This window comes from Microcoleus sp. A003_D6 (assembly GCF_036702825.1).
GTDB lineage: Bacteria > Cyanobacteriota > Cyanobacteriia > Cyanobacteriales > Microcoleaceae > Microcoleus.
In genome coordinates, this window is the sequence record NZ_JAUBWA010000068.1 from 1 (window position 1) to 19,675 (window position 19,675).

Below are 19,675 nucleotides of genomic sequence, written 5' to 3' on the forward strand. Positions count from 1 at the left end.
AACTGACAACTGACAACTGACAACTGACAACTGACAACTGACAACTGACAACTGACAACTGACAACTGACAACTGACCCAAAAATGCTATAACAGCAATATTGCATTATAAGGATAAAAATTCCGTGCTGAAACTTTACGGCGGAGCCCGCAGCAGGGCCTCAATTGTCCAGTGGTATCTCGAAGAAATAGCGATTCCTTACGAATTTGTCATACTGGATCTGCAAGCAGGGGAACACTTGCAGCCAGAGTTTCTTGAAATTAACCCGATCGGCAAAGTACCTGCAATTGTGGACGGAGATTTTAAACTTTGGGAATCCGGCGCAATTCTGCTGTATTTAGCTCAAAAATATGGTAAAATGCCAGACACTTTGGAGCAGCAAGCTCAAATCGTGCAGTGGGTCATCTTTGCTAACGCCACCCTGGGGCCGGGAATATTTGTCGACGAAGCAACTCGGGAACGTGAAATCCCGCGATTGTTAAAACCCTTAAATGACATCTTCGAGAAACAGCCGTTTTTAATGGGCGATGAATTCGGTGTTGCCGACGCAGCAGTCGGGTCAATATTGACCTACATTCCGATGACGCTAAAACTTGACCTCAGCCCTTATCCGGCTGTTTTAGATTACATGAAGCGGATTTCCGAAAGACCGGCATTCAAAAGTGCGATCGGCGGTAGCTGAAGGATGGCACTACACGGATTTTGACACGGATACACGGATGAATTATTGGCGTTGCTGATTTACGGTATGAAAGGCTAAATAGGCCAGTCATAGAAACCAGTATCGACAAAGCTTGGGGATTTTCAACTGATTTTTTTCATACCCTGATTAAGCAACGCCGAATTATTGAGGGTGAGTCAGGAGTCAGAGGGCAAAGTCAGAGGGCAAAGTCAGAGGGCAAAGTCATAAAACTTAACATCTAAAAGCAGGGGCAATTCAAAAATTGCCCCTGCTTTTGAGGAAATCAAACTTATCTGAATCCTACAGCCGCCTGCCAAACAAAAGCCAGCAGCAAGAAAAATACGGGAATGACCGGCAAAACATTAACCAAAGGCTCAAAAATCGAATAAGCTTCGGGCAGTTTTGCTAAGAGTAATGCAGCTTCCATGAATCAACCTACCTATCCAACAGAATTTTCATAATTGTCGCATATCTTCACCCAAGGCAATCACGATCGATCGACACTCGGTGCAAGCCAGCGGGCAAACTCTTGTGTAAATCGATCGGCCAAAATCGCCTCCCGCATCCTCCCTGTAAAGCGAATCAACTCCGTCACATTGTGAAGCGCCAGCAAAGTATACCCCAGCACTTCGTTAGCCCGCGCCAAATGTGCCAAATAAGCCCGACTGAATTTTTGGCAGGTATAACAAGGACAAGACTCATCCAGCGGAGCAAAATCCTCCCGAAACCGAGCATTTTTCAAATTCCAGCGTTCCCCACCAACAAAAGCCGTCCCGTGGCGGGCCAGCCGAGTTGGAATCACGCAGTCAAACATATCTACCCCACTCGCCACCGCCAGCGCCATTTCCCGATAAGTCCCAATTCCCATCAAATAACGCGGTTTATTTGCCGGCAACAAAGGCGCAGTCACCTTCACAATCTCTGCAATCAAATCCCCCGATTCCCCCACACTAACCCCGCCGATGGCGTAGCCTGGTAAATCCAAATCTACCAACTGGTTCGCCGCGCGCGATCGCAAATCGGGGAAAACACCCCCCTGCACGATGCCGAACAAAGCTTGATCCGGGCGCGAGTGAGCTTGAATGCAGCGTTTTAGCCAGCGGTAAGTTCTGTCTGTCGCAGCTTCCACCTCCTCCCGCGTCGCCGGATAAGGGGGACACTCGTCAAAGGCCATAATCACATCAGCGCCCAACTCATTCTGAATTTCGATCGATCGTTCCGGCGTTAAATTAATCATGCGGCCGTCGCGGGGAGAACGAAAAGTTACCCCATTCTCAGAAATAGTCCGCATTTGGCTCAAGCTAAACACCTGAAAGCCGCCCGAATCCGTCAGCATCGGGCCCGGCCAAGCCATAAATTTGTGCAATCCGCCCGCGCCTGCGACAATCGCTTCCCCCGGCTGCAAGTGCAAGTGATAAGTATTTGCCAAAACCATTTGAGAACCCGCCGCCTCAAGATGTGCCGGCGTCAAAGTTTTGACATTAGCCAGCGTCCCCACCGGCATAAATTTAGGTGTTTCCACAACACCGTGGGGAGTTGCAAAAACCCCTGCACGTGCTTGGCTATGGCTGCAATTAGCCTGACATTTAAAAGAAAATCCCGTGTTGTCTTCAGTCATTAGTCCCCGACGATCGTTAACCGCTACTCGGCAGTCCGTGTTATTTGAGATGTTGCACCATTCTCAATTACTTGTTTAGGAACAGGCAAGATGCCTGTTCCACAAGAAAATTCACTCTTTGTGGAACAGGCATCTTGCCTGTTCTTGAGAATGGTGCAAGATGTGAGTGTTATCTAATCTATTGTTGTTGAGATCGCGACAAAAAAAACCGTGACCCCGCCCAAAAACGGAGACAAGTTTCCGACAATCGTCGTTGGAGGGCAAAAAATTTTAGACCTTAGTTCTACCTCCCAGATTCAAAGCTGCGAGTAAATCTAAAATCTAAAATCTAAAATCTAAAATCGACTGACTGACGATTAAAACGGGGAATCATCCTCATCCAATTGCAGATCCCAGTTGCCTGAGAGTACCTGATCGACAACCGCATCCAAAGCCGCCGCATTTAAATTCCGGGCGACTTGCTCTTGCAAAGGATTGGAGAGGGGAATTAACCGCAACAGCCGTCCATCTTGAATCAGGTCAAAATAAGCACCATCTTCGGGGGATTGTTTCAGTTCCAGGTAATCAAAACTATACACGTTCAAATAAAGCGCATGGTTGGCAATCAGGGTAGAACGGTGGGGGTTGGCGAAGACTTCGAGTACATAACCTTCCCCTTCGCTGTAAATCTTGCCATCTTGTATGTGAAGGTAGCGGACACGTCCTAAATCAAACAGCAATCTTTTGATATCGCTTTTGTTGACGACAATGCCTGTATCGATGATGCAAGGAGCAACTACCCTGTTATTCAATTGATCGTGACTCATGGAGTAAAAGCCTCTGTTGTAGTATGTTCCCGTCTAGGAAATCAGGGAGTTAGCTAGAATTCTTGAGAAGGGAAACGCGGGTCTTGAGTTTAGTCATTTTAGATAGGGAGCTTCGGGATCGCTGCCGGCAGAGGTTTTCCGGGGAAAAGAGCTCCGACAGGAGGAATGCCCGATCCAAAGGACTAGGGTGTTACAGTTCCAATTCTGGCACAGGCTAATGGATTGACAACTGCATACCAGATGAAAAATTTTCTATCTTATGGTGCATGATAAATTGGTTCGCTCTACGATCGACTTTTTCCGGAATCAAGGCGCTGCCATCGCAGCCGCAGTCGCTTTTTATACTTGTTTGCCGGTGCCGGTGTCTTGGACTTTGGAGTTTCGGGGCATTGCTCGCTTGGCACCGGCGATCGGGCTTTTGATTGGGGGGATGCTGGGACTGGCGGATGTTGGGTTGCAGTTGTTGGGAATGCCTGCTCTGACTCGATCGGCCTTGGTGGTAGTTTTGGGCATCGCCATCACTGGCGGGCTGCACCTAGACGGGGCAATGGACGCGGCGGACGGGCTGGCCGTACCAGACCCCGCGCGCAGGCTGGAAGTCATGCGAGACAGCGTTACAGGGGCTTTTGGGGCGATGGCTGCGATCGCGATCGTACTGCTGAAAACTGCCGCTCTCTCGGACTTGAATAACTATCGGTGGCTGGCTTTGATGGGTGTGGCGGGTTGGGGGAGGTGGGCCCAACTGGTGGCGATCGCCCGCTATCCCTATCTCCGGGCAGAGGGGAAGGGAGCTTTTCACAAAGAATCGATTTATTCTCCTTTTGATTTTATCCCCGGAGTGCTGTTGCTGCTGAGTTTGAGCGTAGTGCAAGTTGTCTTGGAGGGCGATCGGTGGCTGTTGGCGGTGGGGATGGCTTTGGGGGGAAGTGCGATCGGAATTTTTGCCGGAGCCTGGTTTAACCACCGTTTGGGCGGCCACACGGGCGATACTTACGGTGCTGTAGTCGAGTGGACGGAGGCTTTATTGCTGTGTCTTTTGGCGGCATTGGAAGGTTAAGTTGTTTCTGAGTTAACGGCACCATTCTGCATCATCCAAACGAAAAAGCTGAGGATTTGCTCGACTGGGGGCAGAGGATAGACGGATAAGTCGATCGTCACAGTTTGGTTTTCGAGTTTGATAAATTGCCATTGAATGCCATTACTCACGCTCCCATAAATGATGGGGATGTTTTTTTCTTTGGCTCGATCGAAGCGCACAGCGGCAACCATTTGGGCAATACACTGACCCAATCCGCTTTTGAGGTCGGTCTTTTTAGCTTCGACAATTACAACGGCGGGGGCTTCAATTTCTAGCACTTCGGACGATCGCGTCAGCAGAAAATCAAACACTCCATTCAATCCGACAGCTTCGTCGATGGTGAAGTCTTCGCCGGAGAAAAGGCTAATTTGGCGATCGAGAATCCGCCTCACTTCCAGCAGTACGGGATAGATGATTCCTTCGGATCGCGCTTTTTCACTTCCCGATGTGGCGACGATGGGGAGGCTATCTTTGAGGGTGCCGCTGAGAATGTCTGAGGGTGCGATCGGGCTTAGCGGCGGTATAAAACGAGATCCCTCTTGGACTGTGAGGCCGAAAGCTTGTTTCGCTTTGGCGATCGTAGTAAATTGACTGTATGGCATATTTTTTTTAGTTCACCATTATTAAGTTTTGTTTGGCTGTTAATCACTATATGGGATTAAGCTGTGTTGCATCTAGATTGCCTATGGTATTAGAGAGGGAGAGGGTCCGATGGGGATCGGGGGAGAGGATTTGACAATTGTTCGATCGGGACTCGAAATATACAATTTAAATGCACAACAGCTTATTTATTCATAAGCTGTTGTGCATTTAAACTGCACAGTCAAAATTTGATAAAGTTCTTGTGGGGTGGGCGTCTCGCCCGCACAAAAAATACAATTTAGATGTAGAACAGCTTACCCCCTAATTCTCTTCGGAGGTACGGGGGCGATCGACCTATTTTTAGGTGAAATAACCAAACTAAAATTATTGACAATTCATTTCCCGAGCCCGATCGACCGCAGCCTGCAATTTTCCCCCCAGTACCCCAACGTGAGGCTCTTTTAACATCCCCAAATGGTCGCTGGGAATGTCGTAAACCTCTATTCCTCCCTTCACTACCTCGCCCCAACCCAATTCGCGATCTACACCAAACGCGGCCGCACTCTCAACTGCCTTGAAAACAGAAGCCCGACCCGCATAAACTCCCGCTACATAATGTCTCAATGCCTCATTATTTAATTCCCCATGAGTGAAGTTTTCCAAATAAATTGGCAAGGGACGCCCGATCGCCCGGTACAACTTGCACAAAATTCTCCATCGAATATAAGTGAACTCCTGCATTTTTCCCATCAGATTGCTCTTCACTTTATTCATTAATAAAGCAGGCGTGAGCCGTAAAACTTTCATCGCGCGTTGACTCCGATCGAGCTCAGACAAATTTTTGAAAGTAGCCGGCCCGTAAGTGTCCAACAATCCCAGCAAAGCTACCTTCTCACCTAGATCGTCAAGTTGCCGAGCCATCTCAAAAGCTACCGTCCCCCCAAAAGATACTCCTAACAGAAAATAAGGGCCGTGCGGCTGAAAAGTTCGCATTTCTTTTATGTAATAAGCTGCCAAATCCTCAACTCGATTGGGGGGAGCCAGTTTTTCATCCATAATCTGAGTGGACATTCCCAAAATAGGCTGCGATCGCTCCAAATAATTCAGCAAAGGACGGTAAAATTCCAATCCCCTGCCGAGCGCGTGGATGCAAAATAGAGGCGGTTTGTAACTCCCCGTTCCCGGTTGAATCACCACCATTGACTCAGACGGTGACGACCATTCCGGTTCGCGGAGAATGTTAGCCAATTGCTCGACTGTTGGCGATTGGAAAATAGCAGACAGCGGCAGCTTTTTGTCGAAGACTTTTTCAATTTCAGCTAACAAGCGCACCGCTAGCAGGGAATGTCCTCCCACCTCGAAGAAATTGTCCCTGATGCCAATGGAATTGATGGCTAAAACTTTTTCCCAAATTTTTGTCACTTGGGATTCTAACTTGTCGCGGGGGGCAACAGCAATTGTTTCATTGGGCCCAGCGTCGCTAGCAAATTGCCACTTTTGATTTGCCAAAGCGCGGCGGTCTAGTTTACCGTTGGATGTCAGCGGCAGTGCCTCCAGCACGACAAAAGCACCCGGCACCATATATTCGGGCAGTTTTTCTTTCAGGAAGCGGCGCAGGTCACTGATTGCGGGCGCGGGTTGCTGGTGGCAGACAACATAAGCTACCAATTGTTTGCCAAGAGCAACGTTCTCTGTGGCGATGACCGCAGTCTCTCTTACATCGGGATGCTGGCTCAGTACGGCTTCAATTTCCCCTAGTTCGATACGGAATCCGCGTATTTTTACCTGGTTATCGATGCGACCGAGGTAGTGGATGTTGCCGTCACTCAGGTAGCGGGCCAAATCCCCTGTTTTGTAGAGACGATCGCCTGGAGAATTGCTGAAGGGATTGGGAATAAATTTCTGATCGGTCAAATCAGGGCGATTGAGATATCCCCGCGCCAAGCAGATGCCGCCAATGTGGAGTTCTCCGGAAACGCCGATCGGAACGGGTTGGAGATCGGAATCGAGAATATAGAGTTGTGTATTGGCAATGGGACGACCAATAGGAACAATTGAGTCCTGATAGTCCGGTTTGCATTCCCAAAAGGTTACATCAACTGCTGCTTCCGTTGGGCCGTAAAGATTGTGTAATTTAACTTCTGGCAAGCGAGTAAAAAAGCGTTCTACCAGGTCAAATGCCAAGGCTTCTCCGCTGCACATTACTTGATGCAGACAAGTGCAAGCCTTTAGTCCTGGCGTTTCTAGAAATAGTTGCAGCATGGAAGGAACAAAGTGCAGCGTAGTAATTTGATATTGCACGATCGCTTTCACCAAATAAGCAGGGTCTTTATGTCCTTCCGGGCTTGCCATAACCAGACGCGCACCTACCAATAAAGGCCAGAAAAATTCCCAAACCGATACGTCAAAGCTGAAAGGGGTTTTTTGCAAAACGCTATCGTCTGATGTTAATTGATAGGCATCTTGCATCCACAACAAACGGTTGCAGATCCCTTGATGAGTGTTCATAGCACCCTTGGGTTTACCAGTAGAACCAGAGGTGTAGATCGCATAAGCTAGGTTGGCTGATGTAACTGAGCTGTGGGAATTTGATTCGCTCTGGGGAGCTATTTCTTCTGATTCAAAATCTAGGTAGACAATACGCGAGGATTGTTGGGGTAGTTTTTCAATTAGTGGTGCTTGGGTGAGTAACACTGATACACGAGAATCCTCCAGCATGAAGGCCAACCGCTCTTGTGGATAAGCTGGGTCTATTGGAACGTAAGCACCACCGGCTTTGAGAATACCCAACAAACCGATTACCATTTCTGTTGAGCGCTCTACACAAATCCCTACTAGCACTTCTGGCCCAACGCCCAAGCTTTGCAGGTAGTGTGCCAACTGGTTGGCTCTTGCGTTCAATTCTCGATAAGTGAGTTGCTCTTCTTCAAACACTACTGCAATAGCATCAGGCGATCGCTCAACTTGCGCCTCAAACAACTGATGGATGCACTTATCATCCTGCGGATAGTTTTTTGCGGTGTTATTCCACTCGACCTGGATCTGGTGTCGCTCTGTTTCTGTCAGCAGGGGCAATTCTGAAATCTTTTGCTTTGGATTAGCAACTATTCCCTCTAACAGCACCTCAAATTCAGCCATGCGGCGGCGGATTGTCGCAGCATCAAATAAGTTAGTATTGTACTGGCACTCCAGCACGAGTTTGTTTTTTGTTTCGCTGGCATTCACCGCCCATTCAAAATTTTCATAAGTTCTCGGATTCGAGAAGACTTCAGCCTTAAAACTTTCAAAATTAAGCTGCTCTTCCGTAAGTTGCACATCCAGATTAAAAGTTACAGGCACTAGCGGAATGCGGCTGAAATCCCGTGGCATTGCTAGTTTTTTGACCAGAGTACCGAAGGTAATCTGCTGGCGGTCGATCGCATCTAAAACTCCCGTGCGGCGCGATCGCAAATAATCGATAAAAGATTGTTCTCCGTTAATTTGGGTACGCAACGGCAACAAACTTACGCAGTGTCCGGCAAGCTTGTCTTTGCCCCCAACAAGCTGTCCCGCCGCTGGCATTCCGACAACCAAATCCTCTTGTCCGCACAAGCGGTACATAAAAGCTTCAAATCCAGCAAAGAGAATTGTAAAAAAACTGCACCCTGCTTTCTTGCCCTGGCGTTTGAGGTTAGCAACCAAATCCGGATTGAGTTCCCAATCTTCACGCGAACCCTTGTAAGTTCTCAAAGGAGGCCGCGATCTGTCTGTCGGCAAATCCAGCACCGGAATTGTGCCGGAAAACTGCTCCAACCAATACTTTTCAGCCTCAATAATTTCGGCTGTTGTTGAGTTTTCTTCTTGCGAAATTGCATATTCTATAAAACTTTCTGGCTGTGAAAGATTGGCAGCTAACCCTTGATGTCGGGCGGAATAAATTGCACCCAAATCAGGCAATAATATGCCCCAAGACCAGCCATCGCAAATGATGTGATGGCCTGTGATAATAACGATGTGTTCCTGTTCTTGCAGCTTAATAATTTGACTGCGAAACAGCGGCCCGCGGACTAGGTTGAAAGGTCGATCGACTTCTTGACGGCGCAAATAAGCTAATTTCGATTCGCGATCGCGATCGTCCAAAATTGACAAATCTATCAAAGGAATATCAATCTCGATCGACGACGCAATGCAGAGAGTCGATCCGTCCGGGCTAAAAGTTGTCCGCAGCGCCTCGTGCCGCTGCACCAATTCGTGAATCGAAAAGCGGAGAGATTCAATGTCGAGGTTTCCTTGCAACCGCAGACACATCGACTCGTTGTAAGCGCAATTTGCCTCGTCTCCCATTTGCACGGCAATCCAGATTTCTTTCTGCGCTTCTGTCGCGGGTACGCAAGCAAAAAGTTCTCCGCCGGCGAAAGGATCGAAGTCTACAGCAGTCAGTTTTGGTTGTAAATCTGCGGTTGTTTTCATTGGTTATTAACGGTAGTGCAACTAAATAAATTAAATTGTCTTTGTATGGGAGATTTGCTTGAAAGAGGTAGATTGGGATTTACCGTTGGGTGGGGGCGGGTTTATGAGATTATTAGTCTTAGGCATAGATGGTTTGTAAAACCCGCCCCTACAGGATTGAATATTAAATCAGGCTTAAATACCCCCCTTATTTCTTAGTTTCTTTCTGCTGGGATTTCGTTGGACAAGAAGCGGTTTCAACCGCCGATCGATGGGGTAACAAACCTAGTTTAATATTACTCGGTTCCCATCAATCTTTCGCGAGCACTCAGCAAAGCACCTGCACCGGTCAGATAAGCATTAATCATCTTGGCTTTGAGCGAATTTTGACCTCTAGGGATACAGCATTCGTTCGTAAAAAATTCCCAATTTGATTCGCAAAGTTGGTCAAATGCTACGGAAATGGTTAAAGTCAACGACCTTGCCGTGTGATACCAGCCGCAGGGAATGAACAGCGTTTCACCGGCTGAGATTGTAATAGTTGTTGGCGTAGCTTCAGCCAAAAGCGGATATTTTTTTAAGTCTGGATTGTGATGGTTTTCAATCTCAGATAGCCAAGGAGAACCTGGTTTTGGGTAAAGATACTTTTGCTGCTCCGGGGGAAAAATTGTAAATTCTTTTTCCCCGTAAATTTGATTGATATACGCATAAAGCCCGAGAAAATCGTAGTGCAAATAAGGAAATTCTCCCCCCGGGCCGCCGAAGAATATTTCTAAGTCGTATAAATTATCTAGCAGCATTTTCGGGATTAAGCTGCTGTGGGTGCGATCGGGTTGGGCAATACTCGGTCTGGGAGAGATATCCGGCGCTAAATCTGCAAAATCTTTGCGGACATTTAGTTTAAAAGGATAGGGCGCCGGATTCTCTTTTGTGGAATTTTTCAGCAAGTCGAACAATTTTGTGAGGGTGTAAATCTTGCCACCTATTTCTATTTCGCGATCGCCAAATTTTTCTTGAAAATACTCCGGCGTAAATTTCGTTTTGGCAGGCCAATCTTTTGATAAATCCGTGAAAATAACTGGCTTGCCTGGATTGCGGTACTCGCTGACAAATTCTTGGTGGGTCAGACCTGTGCGGCGGTCTACTTGCAGAGTTTTTGCTGTTTGGAGCATTTTTGTTTTTCCTGCGTTTGTTAGTTGAAATTTATTGCCGATTTGAAAAGTTGGTAGATTGCGATTCGCCGTTGGGTGGGGGCGGGTTTTTGAGATTATGGATTTGTGGCAATTACGATCGGTGAACCCCTACAGGTAGATTGAGATTTACCATTGGGTGGGGGCGGGTTTTCGAGATTGTTGGTCTTAGGTATAGATGGTTTGTAAAACCCGCCCCTACAGGATTGAATACCATTTTTATAAAATAGTGCAACAATCTTCGACCCCCCCTAGCCCCCCCTTGCTAAGGGGGGGAACAAGAATACTGTTGCATTCTTTTTTAAAATTGGTATAATTACCAACCCTAACCGTCAATGTGATAAACTATCTCCTACTTGTAAATGTTTTCCCGGGCGCTCTGGATCTGCGATGTACCAAGCTGGATTGCCATTAGGATCTCGCCCTAATTTTGCACCTGGTACTGGAGAATTGTTTGCGAAAGCAATTGACGATTTCGATCCATTTGTATTGCCATTCTTGTGGAAATCAAGAACCTTAACAGTCTCACCAGACGGATTGGCCAAAAATCCGGCTGACTGCAATTCGGCAATGCTGTTTTTAAATGCTTCCTTGACAAAAGCAATATCTGCGTCGGAATGCGCTAGCGTCAGAAAACACGGGCGGTGATCCCAAATGTGAATTCCTTTTTCGCGCAGCGAGTAAAACAGCAGTTCTCCATGAGTAAAATCTTGCGGGTAGGTGATTTTGAACAGGGAACCAAAGTTTTTAACACTGAAAGGTGCTTGCTCTCGATCGAACATGGCGTTCAATTCTGCAACTAATTTGTCGGTTTTGGCATTGAGATCGCGCTGCAATGAAGGCCCGCCCCGTTTCAAATATTCGAGAGATGCTTTGGCGGCTGCTAAAGTCAGCGGATGGCGCACAAAAGTCCCGGCAAAATAGGTAACGCCTACTTCCGGGAACGAGTCGTCGCCGAACTGCCAAAAACCGCCGTCTAAAGCGTCCATCCAGGCTGATTTACCCGCGATTACCCCGATCGACAGCCCGCCGCCGACAACTTTGCCGTAAGTGCCGATATCCGCTTGTACGCCGAAATATTCTTGAGCGCCGCCCGGTGCAACTCGGAATCCGGTAATCACTTCGTCCACAATGAAGGCGCAACCGGCTCGATCGCAAATCCGGCGCACTTCGTGGAGGAATTCTCGCGGTTGCCAGTCGGGACGGCGGCTTTGTACCGGTTCTACCATGATGGCGGCCAACTCGCCCGCCCTTGCTTTGAGGATTTCTAGGGATTCGGGTTCGCCGTAGTCGAGGATCAAGGTATTGTCAACGGCGGATTGGGGAATTCCCGGTGCTGCGGGGAGCGATCGCAATTTCTTAGTGCCGCGCACGATCACTTCGTCGAAAATCCCGTGATAGTCTCCGGTAAACATGGCGATCGTGCTGTTGCCGGTGACGGTGCGCGCCAGCCGCATTGCGCCCAAAACAGCCTCAGAACCCGTGTTGCAGAAGGCGGCGCGATCGTGTTTGGTCATCTCGCACACGAGTTCGGCAACTTCTCCGGCTAGCGGTGTTTGCGGGCCGATTTCATACCCGCGCTGCATTTGGGCGGAGATCGCTTCTGTAATAAATGCAGGCGAATATCCGAAAAAGTTCGACCCGAAACCGTTGGTTAAATCCACGTACTCGTTACCGTCTTCATCCCAAAGTTTAGAACCGGACGATCGCCCCACCACGATCGGATAAACCAACTCTTTCATCGTCCGGTTAAACCCCGAAACTACGCGCGGATCGGCGAGGTGGTGGCGGTGAGTCTGAGTGTACTGTTTGGATTTCTGAGTTCGCGCCGTATACCGCTTGACAAATGCTTCTAAATATGCTGCTTGCTGCGGAGTTAATCCGTCGCGATCGGATGTGTCGATGCGGGCGGCGGCACCGAACACCTTTTTTGGTTCTGCGGTTGGTGCTGCTGTGGGTGCTGTTGTTGGTGCTGCTGTTGGTGCTGCTGTCGGTGCTGCTGTTGGTGCGATCGCGCTGCCGTTAGTCTGGGATGGAGGGATATTTTGAACGGGTGCCGGCGGCTGCGGCATAACTTGACCGTTAGTTGTCGGTGCCGGCTGTGCGGGAACAGAACCAGCGCCGCCCAACAGTTCTAGCTGTCGCGACATAATTTGCAACTGCTGCCCGATCAGGTATTCGAGATTGCCAGACTGTACGGGATTCAAAATTTGAGGCCCAGGGCTGGGTAACGGCAGATTTACAGGGGCGCTGACTGCAACGGGAGTGGCAATGGGCGCAGGAGGTGCTGCTGTCGGTGCGATCGCCGGTGCGGGTGCTGGTACGGGTGCGGCTTGTTGGACGGCAGGAGTTGCAGGCAAAACCTCCGGCGGCAGAGCACCATCGATAAATTCAGATAAAGTGCCGAGAGTGGGCACAGTTTCTAATAGCTGGCGAAAGGTAATTTTGATGCTAAATTCTTTTTGCAAATTCAGCGCTACTTGAGTTAAAGATAGAGAATCTAAACCCATTTCTAGGAAAGTTAAGTCCTCATCAACACTGCCTAAATCCTCGCCAGAAGTTTCTTCTAGGATGTTTTTAATTACAGGGATTAGTCTGTATTTGCGCGCTGCGGTTTGGGTTTCAACCTGTGAATTTGGCATTGGTAATTGGGAGTTAATAGTTGGTAATTGGAAATTGGAAATTGGAAATTGGGCATCGGGCATCGGGCATCGGGCATCGGGCATCGGGAATTGGGCATCGGGCATTGGAAGAGGGAAATTCTCCCCGTCTCCCCCTCTCCCACTCTCCCCCTCTCCCACTCTCCCACTCTCCCCCTCTCCCCCTCTCCCCATCTCCCCCTCTTTCCGCATGGGTTCGATCCAGAAACGCTTGCTCTCGAATGGATAAGTCGGCAAGGGAAGGCGATCGCGCGTTTCCTCCTGATAAAAACTCTGCCAGTCGATCGATACTCCGCAGAGCCAAAGCTGTCCGACTGCACTCAACAAAGCCGCCCATTCAGTTTGATTTTCATGGCTGTCGCTGAGGGAAGAAATGGCAACTTGTTTTTTCAAATCTTTGGCTTGTTTGCGAGCTAAAGTAGCAGCAGTTGTTCTCGGCCCGACTTCCAAAAGTATCCGGTTCGGATCTTGCCAAAGCTCTTTGATCCCGTCGGCAAAACGCACTGTCGCCCGCAAATGCCGCGCCCAATACATCGGATCGGTTGCTTGTTCCGCTGTTATCCAACTAGCAGTTACAGTCGAAACAAAGGGAATAGTTGGCGCTGACAACTGCACTTTTTTGACATATTCGGCGAAAGGTTCGACGATCGAATCTACCATCGGCGAATGGAAAGCGTGGGAAGTGTGCAAGTGTTTGCAGACAATCTTTTCGCTGGTTAATTGCTGTTCAAAAAGTGCGATCGCCTCCGTCGGCCCGGAAACCACGCACAAATCCGGCGCATTCACCGCCGCCACTGCCAAATCCGCGCTCAAGCGCCCTTCTACTTCGGCAGCAGGCAACCGCACCGACAGCATCGAACCCCCCGGCAAATCTTGCATCAACCGCCCTCTCGCTGCCACCAGCATCAGCGCATCTTCCAGGGAAAACACGCCTGCGATCGTTGCGGCTACAAATTCGCCGATGCTGTGCCCGATCGCACCTTGGGGAATGACGCCCCAACTCTGCCACAGCTTGGAAAGCGCGTATTCTACGGTAAATATCGCAGGCTGAGTCAAGAAAGTTTGGCGCAGCGATTCGGCGGCTGTGGCTTCATCGCTGCCGGGATACAGGACTTTCCGCAAATCTCGGCCGAGGTGCGGCTGCAAAATTTCGGCGCAGCGATCGACTGTGGAGCGGAATAAAGGCTCGGATTCGTACAAATTCAAGCCCATATTGACGTATTGCGACCCTTGTCCCGGAAACATGAAGATAACTGCGGGATTTCTGGCTTCGGTGCAGCGGGTTGCTGTACGCAGCGGTGGCAGGGATTCGAGTACCTGCACGGCATCGGTGCGATCGCTGCAAACGGCGAAGCGGCGGTAATTGAAGGCTTGCCGCCCGGTTTGCAGGGTGTAAGCAGCATCGGCGAGATCGATCTCCGGGTTTTCGGCGAGGTGCGATCGCAAGTTTGCGGTAGCCGCGTCCAAAGCAGATGCAGTTTTTGCCGACAGCAGCAGCAACTGCCGCGGGCGAGAAGGACTTGACGGTTCCAGCGCGGGTGCTTCTTCGAGGACAACGTGAGCGTTGGTGCCGCCGACGCCAAACGAACTGACTCCGGCTCTTCTGGGCGTTTGGCCGGCTTTCCATTCCGAGAGTTCGGCGTTGACGTAGAAAGGGCTGTTGGCAAAGTCGATCGCCGGATTCGGTGTTTGGTAGTGGAGAGTGGCGGGTATTTGTTGGTGTTTGAGGGCTAAAGCTGTTTTGATCAGTCCTGTGACTCCCGCTGCGGCGATCGTGTGGCCGAAGTTGCTTTTGACGGAGCCGATCGCGCAAAATTGTTTGGCTGCGGTTTTTAAGGAAAAAGCCTGAGTCAGCGCTTCTATTTCGATCGGATCGCCGAGGGGAGTTGCCGTGCCGTGGGTTTCGACGTAGGATATGGTTTCGGGATCTACGTCTGCCATCGCGTGAGCCATCGCGATCGCGTCTGCTTGCCCGTCTACGCTGGGTGCGGCAAAGCTGACTTTGGCTGCCCCGTCGTTATTCAAGCCGACGCCGCGAATTACCGCATAGATTGTATCTCTGTCGGCGATCGCTTCTGCCAAACGCTTGAGTACCACAGCCCCGGCAGCGTTGCCGAAAACAGTTCCTTCAGCCTTGGCGTCGAAAGGTTTGCAGTGTCCGTCGCTGGAAAACATCCCCCCTTCTTGATACAAATAACCGCTATTTTGGGGAACTGTAATTGATATCCCGCCGGCGAGGGCTAGATCGCACTGGTAGCTCATCAAAGCATAAAAAGCTTGACAAACTGCAACTAATGATGTAGAGCAAGCGGTATGTACGCTGACGCTCGGCCCCTTGAGATTCAGCTTGTAAGAGGTGCGGGTAGCAATGTAGTCTTTTTCGTTGCCTACCATCACCTGAAACTCGCCCGCGCGGGAAATTACATCCGATCGCCCGGCGATGTTGTTGGGAAAATAAGTATTGTTGCCCGTGCCGGCGTAAACTCCGATCGAGCCGCTGAAGGTATTCGGATCGCAGCCTGCATTTTCTAGGGCGGCCCAAGCTATTTCTAAAAAAACGCGCTGCTGCGGGTCGGTAATTTCGGCTTCGCGGGGATTGACGCCGAAAAATGCTGCGTCAAAGCGATCGGCACCGTCAATAATTCCTCTAGCTTTGACGTAATTGGGATTTTGTCTGAGATTGGGGTCGATGCTGGGATCTAGTTCTGCGTCGCCGAACAACGTTGTAGACTCGACTCCGCCGCACAAATTCTGCCACAATTCACCGACACTGGCAGCGCCGGGAAAGCGGCCCGCCATCCCGATAATCGCAATACCGTCAAGTTCTTGATTTTCCTGGGAATTACTTGTATCAGTCATAAGTTAAACACAACCCATGTAATTAACATAAAATTCGGATTGCCAGAAACAGCGAGCGAGAAACCGGGTTTCTGGCGAACAATATCCGCTTTTGTGCACAGTCTTTGCCAGAAACCCGGTTTCTGACATTGGTGTCAATTGGGGATTGTTGGCGGGGTGGGGGCGGGTTTATTTAACCTGTCTGTAACCTTTAAGGCTCTTGGCGAACCCGCCCCTACAGGATTATTGACATTGGTGCAAGGTGTCGGATGAACTAACATATCGCTGTATAAGGTTTTCTTCCTCCTCCCTTCTGACTGATGACTGATGACTGATGACTCATGACTGATGACTCATGACTAGCGTTTTTTAGTAAATTGCTTCGATCGGTTAAAAGCTGCTTTTTGCCGATCGGCCCTATCTTGAAATTTATTAGTAGATGGACTTGCACTCTTTCCCTGATTTAAATAATTTGCCAATTGGGCGATCGTCGGATGCTGGAACAATTTCACAACTGGCAAATCTGTGGCTAACAGATCCCGCACTTGGACTGCAACTTGCAGCGTCATCAGCGAGTTGCCTCCAATCTCGAAGAAATTGTCGTGAATCCCCACGCGATCGAGCTTCAGCAGCTTAGACCAAACACCCGCCAGCAAACGCTCCAACTCGCTTTGCGGTGCCGCGTAACTCTGGGACAGTTCTTGTCGCTGCGAGTCAGGTGCCGGCAGGGCGCGGCGGTCAATTTTCCCGCTGGGCGTCTTCGGCATCGCCTCAACAGTCATAAAAATCGCAGGCACCATGTAATCTGGGAGTTGCCCTTGCAGGTAAGGGCGGAGGTCGGCTATTGCCAATTGCTCCTCTGGATTGGCAACTATGTATGCAACCAGTCGTTTGTCCCCCGGTTCGTCTTCCCGCGCCAGCACCACAGCTTGTTTGACGGTTCGATGTTTTGCCAGTGCGGTTTCGATTTCTCCCAACTCTATGCGGAAGCCGCGAATTTTGACTTGGCCGTCAATCCGCCCGATGTACTCGATGTTACCGTCGGGCAGGTAGCGAGCTAAATCTCCTGTTTTGTAAAGGCGATCTTCTTCATCCTCGATCGTGAGTGTTTTATTTTGTCGAAAAGGATTGGGAATAAATTTTTCAGCAGTCAAGTCCGGGCGGTTGAGGTAGCCGCGCGCTAAACAGATGCCCCCGATGTAGAGTTCACCCGCTACTCCTAAAGGTATAGGCTCACCATCTCTTTGTAACAAATATATCTCCGTGTTGGCAATAGGGCGGCCGATGGGAGGCAGTGCGGGCCAATCTCCGGGCGGGCCTGCGAGGGTATAAGCTGTTACAACGTGGCTCTCGGAGGGGCCGTATTGATTGTGCAGGGTACAGTTTTCTAGCTGCTGAAAGAAATTGGCTATGTAACGGTTGACTTGCAACTGTTCGCCGGCGGTGACTACTTCGCGCAGCGATTTGGGTACTAGCTGATAGGTATCGGCTGCTTCGGCTAAGTGTTGCAGGGCGATAAAAGGGAGAAATAGTCTTTGAATCTTTTGTTTGTCGATTAGCTGCAACAAACTCTGGGCATCTCGCCGGATTTCTTCTGTGATGAAAACGAGGGTGCCGCCGGCACACCAAGTACAGAACATTTCTTGAAACGAGACATCGAAGCTGAGAGATGCAAATTGCAGGGTTTTGGCTGCGCCCTCAAGGCTGGAGTTTTGCAGTTGCCACGCAATTAGGTTGACTAGGGCGCGGTGCGGGAGGGGAACTCCTTTGGGTTTACCGGTGGAACCTGATGTATATATTGTATAAGTTAAATTTTGGGGAGAGACGCTGCTGGCTGGGTTTTCCGTGCTGTGACTGCCGATCGTTTCCCAGTCTGCGTCCAAGCACACGGCGCGGGCTTGATGTGCGGGCAGCCCAGACACTAAGTGAGATTGAGTGAGGATAACGGGAGCTTGGGTGTCGGCTAACATGAAGGTCAGCCGTTCTTGGGGGTAGGCCGGATCGAGGGGAACGTAAGCTGCACCTGCTTTGAGAACGCCTAAAACGGCGATCGCAATTTCTAAGGAACGTTCCATGCAAATAGCGACTAAAACATCGGGTCCGACGCCTAATTGCTGCAAGTAATGAGCGAGTTGATTGGCTTTGGAATTGAGTTCTCGGTAGGTGAATTGCTTTTGGGAATTGTGGGAAAAAACGGCGGCAATGGCATCGGGCGATCGCTCGACTTGTGCTTCAAATAATTGGTGAACGCATTTGTCTTGCGGATAATTTGCTTGAGTTTGATTCCACTCCTGCAACTGAGCAAGTTCGGCTGCTGTCAGCATTGACAATTTGCTGATTTTCTGCTGGGGATTCGCGGCTATGCTTTCGAGTAAAGTTTGCAGGTGTCCCAACATTCGGGTAATGGCGATCGGATCGAACCGCTGGCGATCGCCCGCAATTTTCAGCAGCAGTTCGGTTCCCCCGTATGCGTAAACTGTTAGGGGAAAACTTGTCTGTTCTAAAAGCTGAAATTCTCGGTTTTGCCAGTTCCCGCCCAGAGCTTGCAAGGCAGAGTTAATGTGATATTTTTCAACTACTAGCAGGCTGTCAAATAAAGCTGTGCCGCGGGGAATCTCGCTCCATTCTTGAGTTTTTGCCAGCGGCACGTTCCCGTATTCTTGAAAAGCCGCCCACTGAGTTTGCAGTTGTTTGAGCCAGTCGATTGCTGGTAAATCGGGAGTTAAAATTACCCGGAATGGCAAAGTATTTATGAATAATCCTACCGCTGATTCTGCGTTTTCTAGATTCTGCGATCGGCTGTTGCAAATAGTTCCAAATACTACATCTTCAGAACCGGAACAGCGGCTCAAAAGTAAAGCCCACGCTCCTTGCAGCAGGGTATTTATGGTTAGTTGCTGTTCTTGAATTAGGGAGTTTAAGGCTGCCGTTACGCTGCTAGAAAGCCGGATTTCTGGTGCTGCTGATAAATTTTCTGTTGGTGTCAGGAACAGGCAAGATGCCTGTTCCACAACTGATGAATTTTGTTGTGGGGTGGGCATCTTGCCCGCCCTTAAAACATCTGAATTTTCTGGTGGGGCGGGCATCTTGCCCGCCCTAGAAAAATCCCCAACCAAGGGAGTAGCAGCGCTGAAACCGCTTAAGTATTGTTTCCAGAATGTTTCTGCTTTCGAGATGTCTGGCTGCTGCCTCCACTCGATGCAATCTCGATCGCAGCGGGGCGGTTGTAATTCTAATGGTCGATCGGCAATTAAAGATTCGTACAAGGTAAAAACTTCTTGCAAAACAACGATCGCCGAGGTACTGTCGAGCAAAATGTGGTGATAAGTCCAGATTAGTTTGTACTCGGTTTCCGCGAATCGGAACAAAGCCAAACACATCAGCGGCGGTTGAGTGAGATCGAAGCCTTGCAGGCGATCGGCTTGCAAATAGGTTTCGAGTTGGTTGGTGCGATCGCCCTCCGACAAATTGCGCCAGTCTTGTTCGACAATTGGCAGTTCCACTTGTTGGTGTAATGTTTGCAGGGGAACTTCTTTACCTAACCAACAAAAACTCGTTCTCAAGATGGGATGCCGCTGCACTATTTGCTGCCAAGCTTTGAGGACAACTGAAACATTCAAATTTTCGCGGATGCTACAGATCGCTTGTTCGATATCTATCCCTGATTGTTGACCCGAAAGGCTGTCGAACAACATCCCTTGCTGTATCGGTGAAAGTTGATAGGAAGATTCACTATCAGTGGTTGCGGATTGCGGGCGATCGTCTGCTGGCAATGACATATTTATATGTAAGT

At 49.5% G+C, this 19,675-nt stretch carries 10 protein-coding genes; 2 read left to right on the forward strand and 8 right to left on the reverse strand.

Annotated elements, in window-relative coordinates; all coding sequences use genetic code 11:
- Positions 1-124 precede the first annotated feature (124 nt).
- A complete protein-coding gene (locus QUB70_RS18985; RefSeq protein WP_332982717.1) occupies positions 125-682 on the forward strand; it encodes a glutathione S-transferase family protein in 558 nt (185 codons plus the stop codon).
- 289 nt (positions 683-971) lie between these two features.
- Here the strand turns inward: QUB70_RS18985 and QUB70_RS18990 are convergent, their stop codons facing one another.
- The 3 genes from QUB70_RS18990 to QUB70_RS19000 form a co-directional block, all read right to left on the reverse strand.
- Positions 972-1,109 carry a photosystem II reaction center protein K gene (locus QUB70_RS18990; RefSeq protein WP_006634808.1) on the reverse strand — a complete coding sequence of 46 codons (138 nt, stop codon included), beginning with the start codon at positions 1,107-1,109 and terminating at the stop codon, positions 972-974.
- Positions 1,110-1,169: 60 nt separating this feature from the next.
- A complete protein-coding gene (gene tgt, locus QUB70_RS18995; RefSeq protein WP_332982719.1) occupies positions 1,170-2,300 on the reverse strand; it encodes a tRNA guanosine(34) transglycosylase Tgt in 1,131 nt (376 codons plus the stop codon).
- 356 nt (positions 2,301-2,656) lie between these two features.
- Positions 2,657-3,106: a hypothetical protein gene (locus tag QUB70_RS19000; protein ID WP_332982720.1), complete on the reverse strand. Its 450-nt coding sequence runs from the start codon at positions 3,104-3,106 to the stop codon at positions 2,657-2,659.
- A 259-nt stretch (positions 3,107-3,365) separates the two neighbouring features.
- On the opposite strand from QUB70_RS19000, the gene cobS reads away from it, so the two are divergent.
- Positions 3,366-4,163 (forward strand): adenosylcobinamide-GDP ribazoletransferase, encoded by a 798-nt coding sequence (gene cobS, locus QUB70_RS19005; RefSeq protein ID WP_332982721.1) that lies wholly within the window; start codon positions 3,366-3,368, stop codon positions 4,161-4,163.
- On the opposite strand, the gene QUB70_RS19010 is transcribed toward cobS, so the two are convergent.
- The 5 genes from QUB70_RS19010 to QUB70_RS19030 form a co-directional block, all read right to left on the reverse strand.
- Positions 4,160-4,786 (reverse strand): hypothetical protein, encoded by a 627-nt coding sequence (locus tag QUB70_RS19010; protein WP_332982722.1) that lies wholly within the window; start codon positions 4,784-4,786, stop codon positions 4,160-4,162. The two genes, cobS and QUB70_RS19010, sit on opposite strands and share 4 nt — an antisense overlap.
- Positions 4,787-5,150: 364 nt before the next feature.
- Positions 5,151-9,215 (reverse strand): non-ribosomal peptide synthetase, encoded by a 4,065-nt coding sequence (locus QUB70_RS19015; RefSeq protein WP_332982723.1) that lies wholly within the window; start codon positions 9,213-9,215, stop codon positions 5,151-5,153.
- 275 nt (positions 9,216-9,490) lie between these two features.
- Positions 9,491-10,366 (reverse strand): cupin-like domain-containing protein, encoded by an 876-nt coding sequence (locus QUB70_RS19020; RefSeq protein ID WP_332982724.1) that lies wholly within the window; start codon positions 10,364-10,366, stop codon positions 9,491-9,493.
- Between the two features lie 350 nt (positions 10,367-10,716).
- Positions 10,717-15,903, reverse strand: coding sequence for an aminotransferase class III-fold pyridoxal phosphate-dependent enzyme (locus tag QUB70_RS19025; RefSeq protein ID WP_332982725.1), 5,187 nt, complete (start codon positions 15,901-15,903; stop codon positions 10,717-10,719).
- A 338-nt stretch (positions 15,904-16,241) separates the two neighbouring features.
- The gene (locus QUB70_RS19030) at positions 16,242-19,661 is read right to left on the reverse strand and encodes a non-ribosomal peptide synthetase (protein ID WP_332982727.1); all 3,420 of its coding nucleotides are present in this window, start codon (positions 19,659-19,661) and stop codon (positions 16,242-16,244) included.
- Positions 19,662-19,675: the final 14 nt, after the last annotated feature.